The following is a 17,754-nucleotide window of genomic DNA, read 5'->3' on the forward strand; positions in this document are numbered from 1 at the left end:
TAGGGAACCTGAATACACTGCAAAACCTGTAGGAGCAGAGCTTGCTCGCGAAGAGGCCCGTGAGGACGCTAAAAGCTTCGCGGGCAAGCCCTGCTCCTACAGTCACGTGTTTTGGCGCCAAATAGCGTCAGGCCCAGCCGTCTGGAGCTTGGCCGCGAATCACTTCGGCCCGAGAATCTTCAGCAGCTTGTCCGGTGACGGTGCACCCTGCTGCTGTTGCAGATCACCATTCTCATCGAGATAGAAAATCGACGGGGTCGCCGACAGCTCCAGATCCTCCATCAGCTTCATGTTGGCATCGAGCTTGGCCTGGATCGGTGCCGGGATCGTGTCCAGCGGCTTGAGCTTGCTGCCCTTGCCGGCCTTCTCATGGTCATGCAGGGCCAGTTGCGGGTCCTTGGCGGTAAACAGCGCGGCCGCCTTGGCCGCGCTGTCCTCGCGGATAATCCCGACCATGATATGGCGCAATTGCACCTTGCCCGAGTCGACCCACGGCCGTGCCTGTTCCCAGAACATATTGCAGTACGGACAGTTCGGATCACTGAACAGATAGACGGTGCGCGGTGCATCCGGCTTGCCGTCCTCGATCCAGTTGCTCTTCTCCATCTGCCCCCAGACCTGCTTGGCCATCGGCCCGTACACCAGCTTGTGCAGCGGCGCCTGGCTCAGGTCGTTGCCGTTGGCGTCATACAGGTTGCCGGCGACCACATTCTTGCCATCGGCGGTCAGGTACAGGGCCATGCCCCGATTCTGGAACTGGGCGGCATAACCCCGCAGGCCACCCGGTGCGTCGAAGCTGCCGACGATTTTCGCGCCCTTGGCTTCGATGCTCTTGATCGGCGCGGGCAGTTCTTCGGCCTGGACCATGGGCGCTTGCAGCAGCAACGCGCCCAGTGCGGTGCTCAGGCTCAGGTTCAGCAGGTGGCGGTTGAAGGGCATAGCGGTTTCCTTGCGGTGGCCGGTGTGGCCGAAGTGGATTTGGGCGGACCGAAGTTTTCCAGGGCCCGGGCCAGGCTGGCCTGGGACAATTCGCCCAGGTGAGTACCCAGCAGGCGGCCTTCGGCGTTGTACAACAGGGTGGTGGGCAGGGCCATGGAGCCGACGCTCTGGGCCAGCTTGCCGGTACCGTCGAACAGCACGTTGTCCAGGTTCAGGCCCTGGGTCATCAGGAAGGTGCTGACGCTCTGCATGCTTTCGGCCTGGTTGACGAACAGGAAGGTCACGTCCTGGCGTTCATGCTGGGCTTTTTGCAGCACCGGCATTTCCCGTCGGCACGGCGGGCACCAGGTGGCCCAGAGGTTGATCACCAGCGGGCCGCCCTGGTAGTCGCGCAATTGCACCTCCTGGCCCTGGGCATTGCGCAGGGTGATTTCCGGCAGGCGGGTGCCTTGTTCGTAGAGGGTCATCGACAGGCTGGCCAGCAGCCAGAACGCCAGGCCACTGCCCAGGCCGAAACCCAGCGGCCGGCGCAGGGCCGGACGTCGCCAGCAGAACAGCACGGTGCCCGACAGCAGCGCCAGCACCCCCGGCCAGGCGAGGAAACCACCGTCGCGGATATCCAGCACCTGCAACGGATCTTCGCGAAAATAGCTCCAGTAGGCGATCACGAAACTGATCCGCGCCACCAGCATGGCCAGCATGAACAGACCGAACAGCACCGACTCCGGGTTGTCGCCGCTGCGTTTCGCCACCCGCCAGCCCACCAGCGTCGCCAGGGCGAGGGCGAGCAACAACAGCAGGTGGTTGATCGACAACGCGAAGGTACCGAGGGTCAGGGTGAGCATCAGCGAGCATCCCGTGTGCTGTTCCAGTTCTGGAGAAAAGCCTTGGCATCGACTTCGCCGGTAATCCGGCTGGCCCGGCGTTCCTGGCCGTCCGGTGCGAGCCATAGCAGGGTCGGTGGTCCCGGCACTTCATAGCGGCCGAGCAGCTCGCGGCTGGCGGGGTTGTCGTTGGTCACATCCAGGCGCACCAGTCGGACATCGCCCAGGGCCGCCTGGACCTCTGCGTTGGAGAAGACGGTTTTCTCCATGATCTTGCACGACACGCACCAGTCGGCGTAGTAGTCCACCAGCACCCATTGGCCCCGGGCCTTGGCCGTGTCCAGTTCGCGCTGCAGGGCAGCCGGGTCATTGAGGGTGATAAAGGCATCGTGGGCCGCTGTCGCGCCGTTGGCCGCGGCCGCCCCGGTATAGACGTGCAACGGTCGCCACAGCTCGGTGCTGCCACCCGCCGCCCCGACCACCAGCAATGAACCCCAGAGGCCGAGCAGGACGCCGGCGCAGGTGCTCAGCAGGGCGGTGGGGCCCGGCTGCCTGGTCTGTTGCCAGATGCAGCTGCAGGCGATGATCAGCAGCAACGCGCCCCACAGGCCGAGCCACAGGGGTTCGCTGACCACCGGGCGGATCATCAGCACGGCGGTGCCGAGGAACAGGAAGCCGAACACCGCCTTGACCCGGTCCATCCAGGATCCCGGCTTGGGCAGGAAACGGTTGCCGACGGTCACCAGCAGCAACAGCGGCAAGCCCATGCCGATGCCCATGGTGAACAGCACCAGACCGCCTTCGACGATATTGCCGCTCTTGGCGATATACAGCAGGGCACCGGCCAGGGGCGCGGTCATGCACGGGCCGACCAGCAGGCCGGAAAGGGCGCCGAGTATCCCGGCCCCCACCAGGCTGCCGCCGCGACGGCCACTGCCGGCGTTTTCCAGGCGGTCACGCAGGGCCGCCGGCAATTGCAGTTCGAAGAAACCGAACATCGGCAGGGCCAGCACCACGAACAATGCGGCGAAACTGCCCAGCAACCAGGGTTGTTGCAGCAGCGCCTGCAAGTTGCCGCCGAGCAGGGCCGCGAGCATGCCCAGTGCGGCATACACCAGCGCCATGCAGATCACATAGCTGCCGGCCAGGGCAAAGCCGCGCCTTGGACTGGCGCCACTGCCCACTACCAGGCCGGCGAGGATCGGCAGCATCGGCAGCATGCACGGGGTGAACGCCAGCAGCAGGCCGAGGCCGAAGAAGGCCAGCAGGCTCCAGCCCAGGGCGTTGTGCTGCAGGTTGGCGGCCAGGGATTGATCCTGCGCCTGAGCCTGGCCTGGCGCCGTGGACACCGGGGCCTTGCCGCCCAGGTCGACGACCTGGCTTTGTGGCGGGTAGCACAGGCCGGCGTCGGCGCAGCCTTGCCAGCCCACGGTGACCTTGCCCGTGGCGCCGGCCGGGATCAGCAGCTCGAGTTCGCTGCGATAGACCTGCTGGTCGCCGAAGAACTCGTCGCTATGGTGCTCGCCCTCGGGCAGCGCGGGCCGCTGGGCCGGGTCGAGGCCGTCGAGCTTCAGGCGTTTCTGGTAGAGGTAATAACCGTCGGTGATCTGCCAGTACAGCCGGGTTTGTCCCGAGGCCAGGGTCTCGGTGCTGAAGGCGAAGGCCTGGCCGACGGGCAGGAAGTCCGGCTTTTTTACCGCGAACGGATCGTTACCGGCCTGGGCCAGGCCTGCGAAAAGGACAAAAACAAAGGTCAACAACCAACGCATAAAAAAGCCTTAGAACCGTGGCGAGTGGGGCCAGCCTGCAAGCGGGCGATTAACCGATCATTAACCCGATATTATCCGGGTTGTACACGGACTTTGTAGGCTCCGGGTGATTAACTATTCTGCGGGCATTGGCGGCATAATCGCCGCTTAATCCATTTGCGTTCCAATCGACACATTTGCGCAGGTATCCCCATGCACGTACTGGTTTGCGAAGACGATGAACTGATCGCCAGCGGCATCAAGGCCGGACTGACCGCCCAGGGCATGATCGTCGAGCATGTCGCCAACGCCGCGGCGGCGCGGGCCATGTTGCGCGCGGCCGAGTTCGACGTGATGGTACTTGACCTCGGCCTGCCCGACGAAGACGGCCTGAAGCTGCTGGCACAACTGCGCCAGAAGGGCCTGGAGATACCGGTGCTGATCCTCACCGCCCGCGACTCGGTGACCGACCGGGTCGACGGCCTGCAGGCCGGCGCCGACGATTACCTGCTCAAGCCCTTCGACCTGCGCGAACTCTTCGCCCGCCTGCAAACCCTGTTGCGGCGCGTGGCCGGGCGCAGCGTCAACCTGATCGAGCACGGCGCCCTGAGCTACGACCCGAGCAGCCGCGTGACCCTGCTCGGCGGCCAGCCGGTGGACCTGTCGCGCCGTGAGCAGGCGCTGTTGCAGGCGCTGCTGCACAACCGCGGCCGGGTCCTCTCCAGCGAGCAACTGAAAGACAGCGTCTACGGTTTCAGCGACGAGCTGGAAAGCAATGCCTTGAACGTGCATATCCACCACCTGCGCCGCAAGCTCGGCAACGGCATTGTCGAAACCGTTCGCGGCCTCGGCTATCGACTGGGCCCGGCGGGTAACGAGGACACCGCGTCATGATGAGCCTGCGTCTGCGCCTGAGCCTGACCATCGGCGCGGCGTTTATCCTGATCTGGGCCCTGGCCGCGACCTGGATGCTCAGCGACCTGCGCCACCAGATGATGTTTTCCCTCGACCAGCGCCTGGTGGCTTCGGCGCGCATGGTCGCCGGGTTGCTGGAGCAGTTGCCGCCGATTTCGACCAAGGGCGACGGCACCCATTTCAGCGCCGAACAGCTTAATATCCCCGGTGGCATGGCCTGCCAGGTCAGCTCCCTGCGCGGCGAGATCCTCGCCCGCAGCCACAACAACCCGGAACAGGCCCTGGAGGACCAGACCGCCGGTTTCCATGACCAGATGATCGACGGCGCGCCCTGGCGCAGCTTCACCCTGGTGCGCGGCGACGTGCATATCACCACCGCCGACCGCCAGGTCGAACGCGAGGCGCTGAACCTCTCGGTGCTGCTGGCGGCCTCGGTGCCGGTCGGCGTGGCATTGGTGGGTTGCCTGTGCCTGCTGTGGCTGGGGATCGGCCAGGGCCTGGCGCCGCTCAATCGCATGCGCGATGCCTTGATGCGCCGTAGCCCCGACTCCCTCGAACCCTTGCAGGTGCAGCCGCTGCCCCGGGAATTGCAGCCGCTGCTGGACACCCAGAACCAGCTGTTCCAGCGTATCGGCAAGACCATCGAGCGCGAGCGCCGCCTGACCGGCGATGCCGCCCACGAACTGCGCAGCCCGCTGACCGCGATCAAGACCCACCTGCAAGTGGCGCGCATGACCGAAGGCGCGGCCCGTGACCAGTCCCTGGCCCACGCCGAGGCCGGCGCCGACCGCCTGCACCGGACCCTCGAGCAATTGCTGCTGTTGGCTCGGGTCGAAGGCAGCCTGTCGTTCGACGATGGTGTGCAGTGCAATGCCGAGCAGGTGGCGCGCCTGGCGATCCAGGATTCGGCCAATGGCAATCGTGGTCGCATTGCCTTGCACCTCGCGGAAAACTTCTCCGCGGCGCCGCTGGAAATGCCCTCGACCCTGTCCATCGCCGCCTTGCGCAACCTGCTGGACAATGCCCTGCGCCACACACCGGGGGATGCGCCAGTGGAATTGAACGTGGAAACCATCGGCAACCGCGTGCGCTTCCAGGTCCGCGACCACGGCCCGGGCATCGCCCCGGACGATCTGCAACACCTGACCCAACGTTTCTGGCGCAACAGCACCAGCACCGGTTGCGGCCTGGGGCTGGCGATTGTCAACGCCATCGTCCAGCGTTGCGGCTGCGTGCTGCACTTCGACAGCCGTCCCGACGGGCTGCGGGTCGAACTGACCATGCCGTTGCAGGCGGTCTGAACCCCCTCTCCTGAAAAACTCCTGATGCAAAGCGTCGCCCGGGTGTAAATCCTGGCGGCGCCGGTGCGTTTCCAGAACACAAAGCCTGCGCGCACCCGCGCGCGGGCACAGGGTTTTGGTCACTATCAGCAGAGTATTGAGGGATCGAGAGATGTCAGTCGCTACCAGCCTTATCGAAAAATTACCGGTGGGTGCCAGTCAGCTGCCGGTTGGAACGCTCTATCAGTTCGACGAGTCGCCGATCCTGGCCCGCCAGAGTCGCCAGGAATCCAACGCTCGCAGCTACCCACGGCGTATCCCCCTGGCGCTCAAGCGCGCCAAGGGCCTGTATGTCGAGGATGTCGAGGGCCGCCGTTTCATCGACTGCCTGGCCGGTGCCGGGACCCTGGCCTTGGGGCACAACCACCCGGTGGTGATCGAGGCGATCCAGCAGGTCCTGGCCGATGAGCTGCCGCTGCACACCCTCGACCTGACCACGCCGGTCAAGGACCAGTTTGTCCAGGACCTGTTCGGCTTGTTGCCCGAGGCCCTGGCCAAGGAGGCGAAGATCCAGTTCTGCGGCCCCACCGGCACCGATGCAGTGGAGGCCGCGCTGAAACTGGTGCGTACGGCCACGGGGCGTAGCACCATCCTGTCCTTCCAGGGCGCCTACCACGGCATGAGCCAGGGCGCCTTGAGCCTGATGGGCAGCCTGGGGCCGAAAAAACCGCTGGGTGCACTGTTGGGCAATGGCGTGCAGTTCCTGCCGTATCCCTACGACTACCGTTGCCCGTTCGGCCTGGGTGGCGCGCAGGGGGTCAAGGTCAATCTGCATTACCTGGAAAACCTGCTGAACGATCCCGAGGGCGGCGTGCAGTTGCCGGCGGCGATCATTGTCGAGGCGGTGCAGGGCGAGGGCGGCATGATCCCGGCGGACCTCGACTGGCTGCGCGGCCTGCGGCGGATCACCGAGCAGGCCGGCGTGGCGCTGATCGTCGACGAGATCCAGAGCGGTTTCGGGCGTACCGGCAAGATGTTCGCCTTTGAACACGCCGGCATCATTCCGGACGTGGTGGTGATGTCCAAGGCCATTGGCGGCAGCCTGCCCCTGGCGGTGATGGTCTATCGCGACTGGCTCGACACCTGGGCCCCGGGCGCCCATGCCGGGACCTTCCGTGGCAATCAGATGGCCATGGCCGCCGGTTCCGCGGTGATGCGTTATCTCAAGCAACACGACCTGCCGGCCCACGCGGCGGCCATGGGCACGCGTTTGAGCGAGCACCTGCGCATCCTGCAGCGGGACTTCCCGCAGTTGGGCGATATCCGTGGGCGCGGCCTGATGCTGGGGGTCGAACTGGTCGATCCGAGCGGTACCCCGGATGCCCAGGGTCATCCGCCAGCCTTTGCGCGCCTGGCGCCGCTGATTCAGCGTGAATGTCTCAAGCGCGGGCTGATTCTCGAACTGGGCGGGCGTCACGGTGGCGTGGTGCGGTTCTTGCCGCCCCTGGTGATCAGTGCCGCGCAGATCGACGAAGTGGCACGGATTTTCGGCGATGCGCTGGCGGCGGCGGTGGCCGGCCTCTAATTTTCTGCCGGGTTTCAACGTTTCCTTCTACACGAGCGTTGCGCAACGGGCGCGGCCTCATCCCCACACGACGGAGAACAGCAATGACTTCAGTATTCGACCGCGACGACATCCTCTTCCAGGTAGTGGTCAACCACGAGGAGCAATATTCCATCTGGCCGGACTACAAGGCGATCCCCAATGGCTGGCGCGCCGTGGGTAAAAGCGGTTTCAAGAAAGAGTGCCTGGACTATATCGAAGAGGTCTGGACCGATATGCGCCCGCTGAGCCTGCGCCAGAAAATGGAGGCGCAGGCCGTCGCGGGTTGAAGGCTTGCCCCCGCGCGCGATGGGGGCCGACTGTTCAGAGATCGTGATGGGCTATGTAAGGGTCCAGATTCTTCGCGTAGATCAATTCGCGCTTCAAATGATCGAGATCGTCAAAGACTTCCGATCCGTCGTAGCCCAGTGCTGGTGCTTTAAGGCAGAGCTGGTCGGGCATCCCGGCCTTTTGCAGGATCGGGATGACCTTCAATGAGCGGTCCGTTGAGCGATAGACCAGCACGGGGCCGTTCTCGACCTGGCCGAACAGAAACATGCCAGGTCGATGGAGTTGCGGATGGGTATCGAGCCTGAGTGTCCCGGGCAGGCCTCCGGGCGTCCCGGCCACCTGCACCATGCCGATGCTCTTGAGCCGCCATACCAGATCGCCAATGCTGCTGAATCTTTCGCTGTCAGGAATACCGGATCCGGCCGAGGCAAGGAACTGTCCTTCGCTGGCAATCAATGGGATCTCCGTGTAGGGCCTGTCTTTAGGTTTCTGGACCAGCAGGAAACCCTCGTTGGCGGTTTCAATCAGGAAGTCCGATGGCTTGTGCAGACACTCCCTGGGGTTGTGCTGGTTGGGGCGCAGGGGGGAGGACTGAATACTGATCTCCAGCTTCAGGTCCGCGCGGACCTGATGAACCCCATTGGAAAAAAGCGCCACTTCGCCGCTGTCAGGCGTGATCCGTAGCGCCGGCTTCCCCCCCGTGGCGACAGTACGCAGGCCCACCGCGCCTTGTAATTCGGCCAGACCGGGTATTTGCCTGAGCGTGTTGACATGGATACTTTCCACCAGCGCCAGCCATCGATGCGCACCGTATTGCTGTTGGTCGGCGCTGATCAGCTTGTGGGCAATATAGTTGAAGGTGGACAAGCGCCTGATGCTCGGACTCCATGCCGGGTCCCGGTTCTGCACGCGCTTCCCATCGGGATAGCTGATGGCCGTGTCCAGTGCCTGGATCCTGATACCGTGCTGGCGAGCGCCGACCAGCAATTGCCGCAGTGAATACTTGCCCTTCGGATCAATCGAGTCCTTGCTGTCCTCATTGCGAAGCAGGTTCTTCAGTTCGTCGGGTATCACACCCGTGGTGTGAAAGTCGTCCAGAAGCTGCTGGTCGAAGTCTTTCATCAGGTGCTGTACATAAATCCTTTGCACCTGCAGCTTCGAGAGAACCGGCAGGTTGTCGATCAGCAGTTGCCTCGCCATGGTTGACTTGGCGCCAGCCCCCAGCACCAGTCCCTGGCTGTTTTCGTAGATTTTTTCAAGGAACCGCGCCGGAGGACTTTCTGCCGGTAACTGCGGCACTGAGCGTTGGCCAGGGATGACCTGGGTGTGGGCAAAGAAGGCCTGGGCGGTTTTCTCCAGGAGTTCCTTGCGGCGAAAGAATTCGCTGCGGATATTGCGATTGACGCTATTCGTGGCATTGCCGGAGTCCATTATCGCGACACCCTTTTTTTCGCGGATTTCGGGGTTGAGCAAGTCCCTGAAGCGGGGCGAAGCTTCAAACGAGACATTCCAGGGTACTTTTACCGACAGTTTCAGGTCGGCGCCGATGAAGTTGGTATGGGTGGTGCTGGAGGCGACCGGCAGCAGCGTTTGTGCCGCGGGCCCGATCACCACATCTTCGACCTGCAGGCCGATAACGCCTTGGGCCATGGCCAGTCCCGGGGCAATTCTGGAGTGACGGCTATTGGCATGTTTGTTTTCCAGCAGGGCAATCCATTTACCCCCGGCGCCATTCAGCCGATCGGCGTGGATGACCTGATTGGCATGCTGGACCATCACCCGTCCGTGGTCGAACAGGGCGCGTTCATCTTTCGAGAGTGAGTAGCTCGCCGCACAATCGAGCGCCTGAACCCGAATACCGTGAGCTTGCGCGGTGCTGACCAGGCGATGGTAATTGTAAAAGCCCGGCGAGGAGCTGCCATACACGGTGCCCAGTACTCGCAAGTGGGTATCCAGTTGATGGCTCATGATTCCGGTTTTGTGGAAGTGGTCCAGGTGAGTTTGCTCGATATCGGTTCTGAGGTGCTCCAGATAAAGGGTTTTCACGCCTTTTTCAGCCAAGGTGGCCATGTTCTCGATCAGGAACAGCTTGCTGCCCGGGCTGGTCAGCACTTCGCCGAGGACCAAGCCTTCGGCGTCTTGATAAAAGGCTTCGATCATTGCGCGGGGGCTGGTGCCACGGCTTGGCTGGGGACGTGTGGGCGCGGGCGGCAGTGTGTTGTTTCTGAAGAAAGTGTCGGAATTCGCCAGCAGCCGTGCGCGCAGCTCCACGAGTTTCTTCTTCGTGGCGATTTGCACGAGGGAACTGCTGGTGTTCGACAAGGCTGGCGCCTGGGCGACAACCAGTCGATGTTCCTCAGGCAGTTGATACTGACGCAAGGCCGTTGCAGCACTGTTTTCTTTCCAGATATCGCTGCCCGCGACCCGGTACAAGGCCGGGCCCGAGGGTAGGAACTCTTCCCGCGCCTGGGCGCAGTAGGACCTGACGCTTTCGTCATAGCGGACCATGACCACCTGGCCATCTTCGAGATTGACGAACTTGCGCTGCTGGGCCACGCGAAACCCTTCGCTGTCGGCGGGCGGCAGGCCTTTGGGCGCGGGCCTTGAGTAGGCGCTCAAGGGGCGGCCCGGCGACAGGCTGTTGGCAACGGGCCCGGTGATGTTGCTGATGGCAATGGGGGCCGCACCGGGGATTTGTGCGACGGGAGCCACTACCGGCCTGACGGGCGGTGTGCCCCCAGGGGCGCTCGGCAGCACCGGGGTGCCGGTGGCGGGCAGGCGGTTGCGTATCGCCGGGCTGATTTCGGGGAGTCTGATGGCCGGCAGATCGGGTTGTCCGGTGCCGGAGGTGCCGGGGCGAATCGGTGTTCTGGGGGACATGACGGAATCCTTTCGTTGATCGTGGTCTCACTGGGGCCGGCCAACGGCGTGTCTTGCGCAGCGGGCAAGCCCTCTCCGGTGTTGCTCGGGTAGTGTTGGAGGCCTCGCGCGGCTAGCGCGGGGTATGGATAAACAGGTCCGCGGGGTCGACGAGGGACGATTCGTCGTTGTCGGTGCGCCACTGCTGCGTCAGCGTGTCGTAAGTGATCGCGTCGTAGGCCGCCTGGGAGCGTGTACTTGACGTCGAGTCGCTGATCACCCTGAGTCCTTTGATCCTGACGCGGTTGCTGGCCAGCTGGTCGTCTGCCTGATACTGTTCGATACAGCGCTTTATGGCGTCCAGATCGGCATGGGCGCGGGCATCCAGTTCCTGCAGCAACAGCTGGTCGAAGATCCGGTCCACCTCATACCGGGCGCCGGATGTCACGACGATGTAGATCAGGTCCATCGGTTGCGCGGGATCGTCGTGGGTCGGCAGCAGGAAGCGGATATTGCCGACCCATAGCTCCTGGGGGGCGATCCTGATATCGCCGGGCGTTACGATCTGCGCGCTTGCCTGGGTATGGATGTACCAGGTCGACGCATTGGCGGTTTTTGCCAGGGCACCCGGCGTCGACAGGCGCAGGGTCGCTCCGGCGCAGGGATAGAGTTCATAGCTTGAGCTCATGCCCTCCAGGGTGTAGATCGTCGAGGCGCCGCCGGCTTTGAAGTCGACGCGCTGCGGATGGTCCTTCAGCAAGGCGCTCTGGCTTTCCGGCGAACGGAACAGGCAGTTGCCGGTACGCCTGCGTAATGAGCCACGGCCATCGATGCTCCTGATGCCCGGGTTGCGGCTGTCGTCGAGATAGCTGGCGGTTGGCGCGCCGACCTGGTACGAACTGCCATCGCGCAGCACCAGGACAATCCCATGGTTCAGGTCGAACCCGGTGGTATGCAGCGCGGCGCCGACATCGGTCGGTTTGCCCATCCCCTCGACCACCCAATCCTTGAGCGCCACTTGCGTCTGGTCGTTGAACCGCAGTATCAGGCTGGCGTCGCTGTATTTCAGGTAGTTGAAGGCGCCGACGCTCCTCGATTGCACCTGGTAAAGTGCGCTGACCTGCTCGATCTCATTGCTGTCGTACTCCAGGAACAGCGTGGTTGACGGTCGCGCCTCGTCAGGCGTGACCAGGAAGGTCGTGTCCAGGGTCTTCCTGGCGATGAAGTAGCCGTTCGTCGAGGCTCCGGGAAGCCTGTACTCGCCGCCATTGACGGGCTGCGGGGCTGGCGGGAGTTTCCCGAGGACCAATACCGTTACCCGGATATCCTGGTCGTCGGTGCCTTCCAGGGTGGCCGGCAGATCGGGTTTGAGGGTGTGGCCTTCCTGGGTGACAAACAACAACAGGTCATTTTGCAGTTGCCGCCCGCCGTCGTGCCTGTAGACATCCCGGATGGTCAACTGGTGACTGGGCAGCACGCCATTTTCGTCACGCAACGAGGTGACGACCAGCGCGGTGTCGACGATGCGCCAGCTCTGGATGCGCTCCATGGGCCAGTCCAGTTCGATGGTGCTGGGTTCACCGCCGTCCTCGTCGAGGATTACGGCTCGTCCAGTCGGGGTAATCCGGTAGTGGTCTTTGCCGGCGCCGCCGGCGACCCTGCTCTCGGTGCCCTTGAGTATGAAGTGGTCGTCGCCGTCGCCGCCGCTCGCCTGGTCGTCCGAGCCCTGCAGGGTGATGTGGTTGGCCTGCGAGTTACCGGTCACGCGACTGCTGCCACCGGCAAGGGTCTCGACATGCTCGATGGCGGCCAGCGTGGCACAGGCGACCGGGTTGAGATCCGCGGCGTTACGGCGCAACCCCAAGGTGCCGCTGTCCAGGTCAACCTCGTGGCCGACGAAGTGGAGGTTATTGCGCGACGGGACCTGCCCTTGCAGCGACAGCGTATCCTGGCCGTCTCCACCCTGTAGCGCACTGATGGCGGGCACGTTGGGGGAGGTCAGGGTGGCCTGGGTCTGGAACAGAAAGGCGTCATCCCGATCGCCTCCGGTCAGGGTCTTTTTGCCGGTGGAAAAGGCAAAGTAGTTGGGTTTGTCGCGCACGCCGATGACCCGGTCGTTGCCGCCGCCCAATTGCCAGAGCAGGCCCTTTTTTTCCCCCGGCGTTCCGCTGACCAGACCCGGGATTTGCCCCAGGCCCTTTGCGGCATCGATGACATCGTCGCCTTCGCGGACCACCGGCGTATTGACGGTCGTATAGGGTTGTTCCTCGCCCTCATCCCAGCGCGCTGCCCAGTGTTTGACGGGCTCCAGCTCAACGTGGAAGCTGCCGTTCACCACCCCCGCGAGGGTTTCCTTCATTTCCACGTCGAGGAGCGCCCTGGCGCGGGTTTCCAGGGCTTTGCCATAGTCGACCCGGGTGCGTTCGACCAGGTAGCGGTCCATGACCTCCTGGTCCAGCGCCTGCCCGGTAAAGGCGAACCAGCCCGAGCGCCAGCGCTCGTTGACGCTCAGCTCGATATAGTCGTCGATATCGTCGACCTGGCGCACGGCGCTGTAGATCTTCGCACCGACGATCAATACCGCGCAGGCGACAAGACCGAGGGGGCCGGCGGAGCTGAAGCCGGCGGCGGCGGCCGCGCCGAGGGCCAGCGACAAGGTGGCGCTGGCAATGCTGAACCCGGCCGTGACGTAATGGTCCATGGCCTCCTTGCCGCTGGCCTTGGCGGCATTGTTGAACGCCACCACGGCACTGTGGATATCGAACGGCAGGGTCAGCACATTGCCCAGCAGGCCGGCACTGCGGCTGACCAGCAGGCCGGCGGAGGTGGCGCGAAAGCCCTGGAAAATCCTGCCGCCCTGGCTGAGCAGGGCCTCCCCGGTTTTCCGCAAGCCGCGCTCGACCAACACCGACGTCAGCTCGGCGCCAATACTGCCGGCATTCACGGCCGCCTCGGTGACGTCGCGCTTTTTCAGTGCTTCGCGGATGCCGACCAGGCCGCTGTAGATCCCGTAGGCCTGCATGCCGGATCCCGCCGTGAGCATGCTGCGGCTCTTGGCGGTATCGATCCAGCTCGGAAGGCTGAAGGTGACATATTTGTGCGTGAGGATTTGCAGGTTCTGCAAGCGCACCAGCAACTGATTGAGATGCTTCATCAGGTTGGCGGCCAGCGCCGGTTTTTCTGTCCCGAGCAAGGGCGGGGCCTGCTGGGAGCGTTGCGAGCCTATTTCAAACAGCACGTCGATCGGGCGCTGATGGCTGTCGTCCCCGGTCTCCAGATGCCGTTGCAGTTCATCCGGATCGAACTGCAAATCATCCACCAGGGCCCGGCCGCTGCCCTGGAGTTGCGGGTCGGCACTGTCGAGGGCGCGTCCGCCGAGCCTGGCGCCCATGTCGTAGAGTTCCACGCGACTGATGACAAAGCTGTCCAGGGTCACCGGTCCCAGGCGCGCGTCCAGTTCGGCGAGGCCGGCCCGGCCCCTGGCCGGTGAGGGAACGGGGCTGGTGGAAGGCTTCTTGACGGCAGGGTTTGCCACAAGGTCCGAGATGACAATGCCATCGACGGGTCTGGCGACCCGATCATTCCTGCTGAGTGTGTTGGCCATGGACAAGTCCTTTTATCGTGAGTTTTGAGGAACCGCACGAAGGAGTATCTCCAGGGGTGTTTTTGCGCTTGAGGTATCTGTTTATGGTTTCAGCCTGTCCTTGTCGGGGATGAGCGGAATCTGCAGCGGGACAACGCTTGTCTATAAGGGAGCCAGTTTCTCCAGGACTTGCGTGATCGAGTCTTCAAGCCCGGTCAGCGGGTCGGCGTTCTCGTTCTCGAGCACCAGCAGCGTACTGCCGGCCTGACTGATCGCCGACTTCACGGCCTGCGGAGGCTGACGGTGATCCAGCACCAGTTTCACCTCGGCGTCCTTGAGGGTTGCGCTCAGCTTGGCCAGGGCCTCGGGCGTCCATTGCTCGTCGGCCCGGGCATCGACCTGGATCAGCTCCAGGTTGAGTCCACCTACCAGGTAGTTGAAGCGCTCGGAGAGGCTGAACACGCTCAGGTTGTCGGCTTTGGCCAGCCGTGCTTCGCTGTCGGCGCTGAGTTTGAGCAGGCGCTGCTTGAGGGTCGCCAGGTTGCTCTCGATCTTCGGCTTGGCCTCGGGGGCCAGGCGCACCAGGTCGGCGGCGATCACATCGGCCATCCGTCCCAGGTTGTTGCTCGACAGCCAGGGCTGGCTGTTCAGACCGTCCACGCCGTTGCCCGGCTGCACCGCGATACCCGCCAGGCCGCCGTCCACCGGACGGGCCGCATCGACCTCGACGATTCGTACATTGCTGCGCCGGGCCATGGGGTAGAGCGGGTCCTCGGGCCACAGTGAACGCAGCCCGATCACCGCGTCGGCATTGTTCGCCAGCTTCTGCAGGGCGGGGGCCCCGCGACCGCTGAAATAGGCGCTCTGGCGACTGCCCGGCAGGTTGGCATCGGCGGCCCGTTGCAGTTCCACGTCGGTGTCCTTGAGCAGGATTTCGCCCAGGCCGTAGGTGATCGGCAGGCTGGCGAGAATGCGCACCGGCTTGGCCGCGCTGCTGGCATGCAACGCCACAGTGCCCAGGCCGTGATTGGCGGTGATCTGCAGAGGCGCCTGGTTGGCGAACGACGCTACGCTGTACAGGCTACTCAGGGTCAGGGCGAGCGCCAGGGGGAGAAAAACAGGCATTTATCCAATATTCCCTTTGAGGCTGGGCACGGTGCCACGGGCGAGCGCCGCGAGGGCGAAGGCGATACCGGCCATCAGGATGATCGCCGCGCCGGACGGCACGGGCAGGTCGAACAGGATCGGCAACAGGATGCCGCAGAGGGTGCTGACGGTGGCAATCGCCACCGAGATCCAGAAGAACCCCTTGAGCGACTGGCTGAGCAGGCGCGCGGCGGCGGCCGGAATCACCAGCAGGGCGCCCACCAGGATTGCGCCGATGACTTTTACCGCCGCCACGGTGATCAGCGTCACCAGCACCACGAACAGGTAGTCGAGGGTCTTCACCGCGACACCGCGCACCGCCGCCAGTTGCGGGTTGAAACTGGCCAGCATGATGCGGTTGTACAGCGGCAGGCTCAGGCCCATCACCAGGCTGCCGACAATCAGCAGCACCAGCAGGTCGTCGCCGTTGACCGTCAGCACCGAACCGAACAGCACGTTTTCCAGGATATGCACGTTGATCTTGCCGGCCAGCACCAGCAGCAGGCTCGCACCGAGGGCCAGGGACACCGAGAGAAACACCCCGATCAGGGTATCCGGCGCCAGGCCGGTGCGGTTGCGCAGGTAGTTGAGCAGCACGCCGAACAGCAGGCAGTAGCCGAACAGGCTGCCGTAGGGGCCGGTGTAGGGTTCGCCGAGCAGGATGCCGATGGCCACGCCGGTCAGGGCCGCGTGGCCCACGGCTTCGGAAAAGAACGCGAAGCGCTTGACCACCACCAGGGTGCCGAGGCCGCCCAGCACCGGGCCAATCAACAGCCCGGCGATCAGGGCATTGACTACAAAACCGTAAGCCAGTGCCGCCGGCAGGAAACCGGACGAGGCCCAGCCCTGGATCATCAGGCGAAAAGCTTCATAAGTCATGGCCGGGTCTCCTCGTTGAGGCTGCGCGGATGGGTGGAGAACAGGCTCAGCAGGCGGTCCGGGGTCAGGGCCTCGGCCGGCGAGGCGTCGAACAGGATGCGGCGATTGAGGCCGGTGACCCGGTCGGCCAGGCGCTTGACCGCTTCCAGGTCATGTTCGATCCACAACACGGTGATGCCGGCGCGGCGCCAGTCGAGTAGCAAACGCTCGAAAACCTGGATGCCGGTTTCGTCCAACGCTGACATCGGTTCGTCGAGCACCAGCAGTTGCGGCGGCGGAATCAGGCCCTGGGCCAGCAATACCCGCTGCCGTTCGCCGCCGGACAAGGCGCCCATGCGGCGCTTGCGTTTGTCCTGCATGCCGACCCGTTCCAGTGCCTCGCCGATCGCCCCGGCGAAATGCCGGGACAGGCCGAGAAAGGCCGGACGGCGCTGGCACATGGCGGCCATGAAATCGTCGACGGTCATCGGCAGGCCGCGGTCGAATTCCAGGGCCTGGGGCACATAGCCGATGATCCCGGGAGCGTCGGGCCATTCCAGGCTCAGGCGTCCCTGGTGGGGCATCTGCCCGAGCAGGGTCTTGATCAGCGAGCTCTTGCCGCCACCGTTGGGCCCGACCAGAGCATGTATATGACCGGGACGGACCTGGAAGGTCACGTTGTCGAGAATGATGGTGCGCCCGAGTGTCAGGCTCACCCCGGCGAAATCGAGGGTCGGTCCGATGGCCTCGACCGCGATGCATTCGGCCGCCGTCATACCCCGGCCTCCTGAATCGCCCGGACCACGGTGTCCAGGTTGTCGGTCATTTCCTTCTCGTACTTGTCGGCGCTGTAGTCGCCATAGGAAATATGCGACAGCGGATAGATCCGCACCCCCGACTCGCGGCGGATGGTCTCGACATAGGTGGACGGGAAGTCCAGCTCCGAGAAGATCACCTTCACATCCAGCTCGCGCAGTTGGTCGATGGTCTTCTTCAACTGGCTCGGGCTCGGTTCGATGCCGTGGGCCGGCTCGACCACGGCGGTGACTTCCAGGCCGAACTCCCGCAGCAGGTAGTCATAGGCCGCATGCACCGTCGCCACCCGCAGGTCGGCATTGGGTGCCTGGGTCAGCTTGGCCAGGGCGTCGGCGCGGATCTGCCGCAGGCGCTTGCCGTAGGCCCGGGCGTTGGCGGTGTAGGTCTTGGCATTGTCCGGGTCGAGCTTGCCGAGTTCCCGGGCAATGTTGTTGACCTGGGCGATGGAGGCGCTGATGGAGAGGAAGGTGTGTGGGTTGACCACCTTGCCGGCGCCTCGCGCGGCGGTGCCGGTGGCCGCCAGCAGCGGCACGTTTTCATTGGCCTCGATCACGGCGATGTCGGGCTTTTCGCTGGCGGCGATCATGCGGTCGGCGAAGTCGTCATGACCGACGCCATTGACCACGATCACATCCAGCGTGCCGATGCGCTTGATGTCCTCGGCCCGGGGCTCGTAGGCGTGGGGATTGAAGCCGGCCGGGATCAGCGGCACCACCTCGGCCTTGTCGCCGACGATATTCGCCACGTAGCTGTAATAAGGGTGCAGGGTGATGCCGATGCGCAGGCGCTTGGCCGGGTCGGCCTGGACCTGGAAGGACAGCAGCAGGGGCGAGAGCAGCAGCGCGAGCAACAGGCGACGGCGGCCGAACAGAGCTGAAATGGACATGGGTAG

Annotated in this window: 13 protein-coding genes; 4 read left to right on the forward strand and 9 right to left on the reverse strand. The window is 64.1% G+C overall.

Features of this window, described 5'->3' with window-relative positions; genetic code table 11:
• Positions 1-159 precede the first annotated feature (159 nt).
• From dsbG to dsbD, 3 genes are read right to left on the reverse strand one after another with little or no spacing between them, the layout of a single operon-like run.
• A complete protein-coding gene (dsbG, locus tag M5C56_RS20230) occupies positions 160-939 on the reverse strand; it encodes a thiol:disulfide interchange protein DsbG (protein ID WP_103496880.1) in 780 nt (259 codons plus the stop codon).
• On the reverse strand, positions 915-1,784 hold the full coding sequence (locus M5C56_RS20235; RefSeq protein WP_103496881.1) for a TlpA disulfide reductase family protein: 870 nt from the start codon (positions 1,782-1,784) through the stop codon (positions 915-917). Before M5C56_RS20235 ends, dsbG begins: the two co-directional genes overlap by 25 nt.
• Positions 1,784-3,532 carry a protein-disulfide reductase DsbD gene (gene dsbD / locus M5C56_RS20240; protein ID WP_103496882.1) on the reverse strand — a complete coding sequence of 583 codons (1,749 nt, stop codon included), beginning with the start codon at positions 3,530-3,532 and terminating at the stop codon, positions 1,784-1,786. Before dsbD ends, M5C56_RS20235 begins: the two co-directional genes overlap by 1 nt.
• 192 nt (positions 3,533-3,724) lie before the next feature.
• Between dsbD and M5C56_RS20245 the strand changes: the two genes are divergently transcribed.
• The 4 genes from M5C56_RS20245 (at position 3,725) to M5C56_RS20260 (ending at position 7,599) form a co-directional block, all read left to right on the forward strand.
• Positions 3,725-4,405: a response regulator gene (locus M5C56_RS20245; protein WP_103496883.1), complete on the forward strand. Its 681-nt coding sequence runs from the start codon at positions 3,725-3,727 to the stop codon at positions 4,403-4,405.
• Positions 4,402-5,727 carry an ATP-binding protein gene (locus M5C56_RS20250; RefSeq protein ID WP_178129724.1) on the forward strand — a complete coding sequence of 442 codons (1,326 nt, stop codon included), beginning with the start codon at positions 4,402-4,404 and terminating at the stop codon, positions 5,725-5,727. The genes M5C56_RS20245 and M5C56_RS20250 overlap by 4 nt, the downstream gene beginning before the upstream one ends.
• A 151-nt stretch (positions 5,728-5,878) precedes the next feature.
• Positions 5,879-7,291, forward strand: coding sequence for an aspartate aminotransferase family protein (locus M5C56_RS20255; RefSeq protein WP_103496884.1), 1,413 nt, complete (start codon positions 5,879-5,881; stop codon positions 7,289-7,291).
• Positions 7,292-7,374: 83 nt separating this feature from the next.
• The gene (locus M5C56_RS20260) at positions 7,375-7,599 is read left to right on the forward strand and encodes an MbtH family protein (protein WP_103496885.1); all 225 of its coding nucleotides are present in this window, start codon (positions 7,375-7,377) and stop codon (positions 7,597-7,599) included.
• Positions 7,600-7,633: 34 nt separating this feature from the next.
• Here M5C56_RS20260 and M5C56_RS20265 read toward each other — a convergent pair whose 3' ends face one another.
• The 6 genes from M5C56_RS20265 to M5C56_RS20290 form a co-directional block, all read right to left on the reverse strand.
• Positions 7,634-10,033: a membrane-targeted effector domain-containing toxin gene (locus M5C56_RS20265; protein WP_247263286.1), complete on the reverse strand. Its 2,400-nt coding sequence runs from the start codon at positions 10,031-10,033 to the stop codon at positions 7,634-7,636.
• A 559-nt stretch (positions 10,034-10,592) separates the two neighbouring features.
• Positions 10,593-14,063, reverse strand: a complete 3,471-nt coding sequence (locus M5C56_RS20270) for a hypothetical protein (protein WP_103496887.1) — start codon at positions 14,061-14,063, stop codon at positions 10,593-10,595.
• Between the two features lie 141 nt (positions 14,064-14,204).
• A complete protein-coding gene (locus M5C56_RS20275) occupies positions 14,205-15,167 on the reverse strand; it encodes a zinc ABC transporter substrate-binding protein (protein ID WP_103496888.1) in 963 nt (320 codons plus the stop codon).
• Positions 15,168-16,067, reverse strand: coding sequence for a metal ABC transporter permease (locus tag M5C56_RS20280; RefSeq protein WP_103496889.1), 900 nt, complete (start codon positions 16,065-16,067; stop codon positions 15,168-15,170).
• Entirely contained in the window at positions 16,064-16,822 is a 759-nt protein-coding gene (locus M5C56_RS20285) for a metal ABC transporter ATP-binding protein (protein ID WP_103496890.1), read from the reverse strand. The genes M5C56_RS20280 and M5C56_RS20285 overlap by 4 nt, the downstream gene beginning before the upstream one ends.
• Positions 16,819-17,748 (reverse strand): metal ABC transporter substrate-binding protein, encoded by a 930-nt coding sequence (locus tag M5C56_RS20290; protein ID WP_103496891.1) that lies wholly within the window; start codon positions 17,746-17,748, stop codon positions 16,819-16,821. The genes M5C56_RS20285 and M5C56_RS20290 overlap by 4 nt, the downstream gene beginning before the upstream one ends.
• Between the last annotated feature and the right edge of the window lie 6 nt (positions 17,749-17,754).

The organism is Pseudomonas sp. MWU13-2862 (assembly GCF_023242495.1).
Classification (GTDB): Bacteria; Pseudomonadota; Gammaproteobacteria; order Pseudomonadales; family Pseudomonadaceae; genus Aquipseudomonas; species Aquipseudomonas gingeri_D.